This is a genomic window from Streptomyces atriruber (assembly GCF_001418325.1).
Taxonomy (GTDB): Bacteria; Actinomycetota; Actinomycetes; order Streptomycetales; family Streptomycetaceae; genus Streptomyces; species Streptomyces atriruber.
On sequence record NZ_LIPN01000212.1, the window covers coordinates 1 to 4,617 of the forward strand.

Below are 4,617 nucleotides of genomic sequence, written 5' to 3' on the forward strand. Positions count from 1 at the left end.
CCCTCCACCACATCCACATCCCCCGACACCAACCCACCACTGGCCAACGCCTGACGAATCACCCGCTCCTGCGACGGACCATTCGGCGCCGTCAAACCATTGCTCGCACCGTCCTGATTCACCGCCGAACCCCGCACCACAGCCAAAACCTCATGACCCAAACGACGCGCATCCGACAACCGCTCCAGCAACAACACACCCACACCCTCGCCCCAGCCCGTGCCGTCGGCCGCCGCGGCGAACGGCTTGCAGCGGCCGTCGGGGGCCAGGCCGCGCTGGCGCGAGAAGCCGGTGAACACCTCGGGCGTGGCCATGACGGTGACGCCGCCCGCGAGGGCGAGATCGCACTCGCCGTGGCGCAGCGCCTGCGCGGCGAGGTGGATGGACACCAGCGACGACGAACACGCCGTGTCGACCGTCACCGCCGGGCCCTCCAGACCCAGGGTGTAGGACACCCGGCCGGAGACCACGCTGCCGGAACCGGCCAGCATGGAGTAGCCCTCCAACTGGGCGTCCTGGGCCAGGCCTGCCGCGTAATCGTGGTACATGACACCGACGTAGGTGCCGGTGAGGCTGCCCTTGAGCGTCGTCGGATCGATGCCCGCCCGCTCGAACACCTCCCACGACGCCTCCAGCAACAGACGCTGCTGCGGATCCATCGCCAACGCCTCACGCGGATTGATCCCGAAGAACGCCGCGTCGAAATCACCCGCGTCCGGCAGGAAGGCCCCTTCGTCGGCGTAGCTGGTGCCGGGGTGGTCCGGGTCGGGGTGGAAGAGGCGGTCGAGGTCCCAGCCGCGGTCGGTCGGAAACGCGCCGACCGTGTCCACGCCCGCGGCGACCAGGTCCCACAGTCCTTCGGGCGACACCGCACCGCCCGGGTACTTGCAGGCCATGGCGACGATCGCCACCGGATCGTCCGCCGTGGCCGCGGGGAGCGCGACCGGCGCGGCGGGGGTTGCGGCCGTGCCGCCCAGGCGGGTGCAGAGGTAGGTCGCGAGGGCTTGGGGGGTGGGATGGTCGAAGGCCAGGGTGGCGGGCAGGCGGAGGCCGCTGGCCGCCGAGAGGCGGTTGCGGAGCTGGACCGCCGTGAGCGAGTCGAAGCCCAGGTCCTTGAAGTTGGCCTCGGTGCGTACGTCGGACAGCGACCGGTGGCCGAGCACCGCCGCCACGCACTCGCGTACGACGTCGGTGACGACGGCCCGGCGCTCCGCGTCGTCCAGGCCCGCGAGCCGTCGCTCCAGCGCGCCCTTGTCCACGGCGGAGTCGGCCGCGGCCTTCCGGCGGGTCCGGCCCGGGAGGTTCCGCAGCATGGACGGTACGTCGTGCGCGGACAGGCCGCTCACGTCGATACCCGCCGCGACCACCAGTGAGGTGTGGGCCGCGGCGGTGCGGGCCGCGTCGAGGAGAGCGAGGCCCTGCTCGTCCAGCAGCGGCTTCACGCCGCCCGCGCGCAGCCGCGCCAGGTCGGCGTCGTCCAGGTGGCGGGTCATGGCGCTGCCGCGCGCCCAGAGGCCCCAGGCGATCGACAGGCCGGGCAGGCCCGCTGCGCGGCGGCGGGCGACCAGGGCGTCGACGAAGGCGTTGGCGGCCGCGTAGCCGACCTGGCCCGCGTTGCCGAGGACACCGGCCGCGGAGGAGAACATGACGAACAGGTCCAGCGGCAGCTCCGAGGTCGCGGCGTCCAGGTTGGCGGCGACGGAGGCCTTGGCCGCCCACACCCTGGCCAGCCGGCCGGTGGTCTGCGCGGTGACCACGGCGTCGTCCAGGACACCGGCCGCGTGGATCACACCGGTCAGCGGATGCGCCGGGTCGACCGACGCGACCAGCTCCGCGGCGGCTTCCGGGTCCGTGAGGTCGGCCGCGACGACACGGACTTCGGCACCGAGGCCGGTGAGCCGGTCGGCGAGTTCGCGGGCGCCGGGTGCGTCGGGGCCCTGTCGGCTGACGAGCAGGAGGTGCCGCGCGGACCAGGCGCTGACCAGGTGTTCGGCGACGAGGCCGCCCATCATGCCGGTGCCGCCCGCGATGAGGACGGTGCCGTCGGGGGTGAGGGACGTGTTCTCCGACGGCCCGGACGCGGACGGGGCCACGGAGTCGGCGGCGGTGGCGGTGGTGGCGCGGGTCAGGCGGGGGGCCAGCACCGCTCCCCCGCGGATGGCCAGCTGGGGCTCACCGGTCGCGAGGGCTCCGGCTATGGCAGCCAGGTTCACGTCCGGGGCCGAGTCCTCGCCCCCGTCCTCTATACCCTCTATGTCCAACAGGACGAATCGGTCCGGGTGTTCGGCCTGCGCGGCACGTATCAGGCCCCACAGCCCGGCCGCGGACACGTCGATGATCGAGGGGGTGTGGTCGCCCTCGGCGTCCGCCGGTACCGCCACCGCGCCATGGGTGATCAGTACGAGCCGGCTCTCGGCGAGGCGCGGTTCTGCGAGCCAGTCCCGCAGCAGGCCCAAGAGGCGCTCGGCGAGGGCCCGACCACGCGCGTCGACCGTCCCGGAGGCCGAGTCGGACGCGAGGGCGGAAACAGGCGTGACGGAATCGACCATGACGGTCCTGGCGGCCCGCTCCCCCTCGCCCTGCTCGTCCAAGGCGGCCAACAGGTCTGCCAGGTCCGGGTACCGGAGGGTGCTCGGACCTGCCCAGCCGGGTGTCTCCTGACCGAGCACCACCCAGTCGTCGCCGCTCTGCTCCACGGCCGACGCCAGAGGCACGGGGGTCCACTCCACGGTGAACAAGTTGGGGATGACGCCACCCGTTCGACCGGCCGAGCCCAGCAGTTCGGGGTCGGCGGGGCGCAGGGACAGGGAGTCCACGCCGAGCACGGGCGTGCCTGTGGCATCGGCGACCGTCACGCGCAGCGAACCGCCGCCTTCACCCTCGTCCCCGTAGGGGGTCAGCCGCACCCGTACGGTGGCCGCGCCCGTCGCCCACAGGGACACTCCGTTCCACGCGAAGGGCAGACGGAGGCCTGCTCCAGCGGCTTCGGCGTCCTCGGCGGCTGCGGCGTCCTCGGTCGCGGTGGCCTCGCCGTCGAGGAGCAGCGCCGGGTGAAGGGCGGCGTCCAGCAGTACGGGGTGGATCCCGAAGCCGTCCTCGCCGCCCGCCTGCTCCGGCAGCTCCACCTCTGCGAGCAGGTCCTCCCCGTACCGCCACACGGCACGCAGGCCCTGGAACGACGGGCCGTACTCGTATCCTGCCGACGCGGCCCGCTCGTAGAGATCACCGATCTGTACGGGCTCGGCGCCCGTCGGCGGCCACTGTCCGCCAAGACCGTCGGGTACGTCGCCGGGCTCGGGGCTCAGCACACCGGCCGCATGGCACAACCAGTCCTCGTCCCGGTCCGGCCCTTCCTCGGACTCGGACGCGGATTCGACGCGCGAGAAGACACGCACGTCGCGGCGGCCGCCCCGCTCGTCGGCGGCGCCCACGACGACCTGGACCTGGAGACCGCCGGTCCCGGGCAGCACCAAGGGTGCCTGGAGCGTCAGTTCCTCGACGGAGGAACAACCTGCCTCGTCGGCCGCCTGCAGCGCCCACTCGACCAGTGCGGCGCCGGGAACGAGCGTCGTACCCGCCACCGCGTGGTCGGCGAGCCAGTCGCCGCCACCGGAGGCCGAGAGCCGACCCGTCAGTACGAGCGAGCCGTCCGCGAGACCGAGCGCGGCGGGCAACAGTGTGTGCTCCAGCCGCCGCAGCCCCGCGGACCGCACATCTCCGACGCCGTCCACCGGCAACCAGTAGCGGCGGCGTTGGAAGGCGTACGTGGGCAGGTCGACGGTACGCGGGGCAGGCTCGGCCGGGAACCAACGCCGCCAGTCGACCTCCGCACCCGCGATGAACGCCAGCGCGGCGGCACGGGTGAGCTGAGCGGCATCGCCATGGTCACGACGGAGAGTGGGAACCACCGTGGCAGGCACATCCGCCCGCTCAATGGTCTCCTCCATACCAAGACCCAGCACCGGATGAGCACTCGCCTCGATGAACAGACGATAGCCGTCCGCCAACAACGCCTCGATGGTGTCGGCGAAGCGGACCGGCTGGCGAAGGTTGGTCACCCAGTAGGCGGTATCCAACGCAGTGGTGTCCGCCAGGCGTTCAGCGGTGACAGTCGAATAGAACGCCACGTCCGTCGCAACGGGCCGGATGTCGGCCAGGCGTTCCGTCAACAGGTCGTGGAGCTGGTCGATCTGCGGGTTGTGCGAGGCGTAACCGACATCGATGACCCGAGCACGCAGCCCGCGTGCTTCCGCGTCCGCGACGACCGCGGCCACCTGCTCCGGAGGACCCGATATCACCGTCGAGGAGGGCCCGTTGACGGCCGCGATACTCACGCCCGGCCGGTCGTCCCCGATCAACTCGACGGCCTGCTCGGCACTGGTGCCCAGCGACGCCATGTCGCCGTGCCCCTGCAACTGGCGCAGGGCGTCGCTGCGTACCGCCACGATCCGTGCCGCATCCTCCAACGACAGTGCCCCCGCGACACACGCGGCCGCCATCTCCCCCTGCGAATGCCCGATCACCGCAGCAGGCGTGATGCCCTGATCCGCCCATACCGCGGCGAGCGACACCATGACGGCCCACAGCACCGGCTGGACGACCTCGACCCGCGCCAGC

Annotated in this window: 1 protein-coding gene; it reads right to left on the minus strand. The window is 72.4% G+C overall.

The window, feature by feature from the left end:
• Nucleotides 1–4,617 (minus strand): type I polyketide synthase (locus AOK03_RS22225; protein WP_157869042.1); only part of this gene is annotated, 4,617 nt, incomplete at both ends.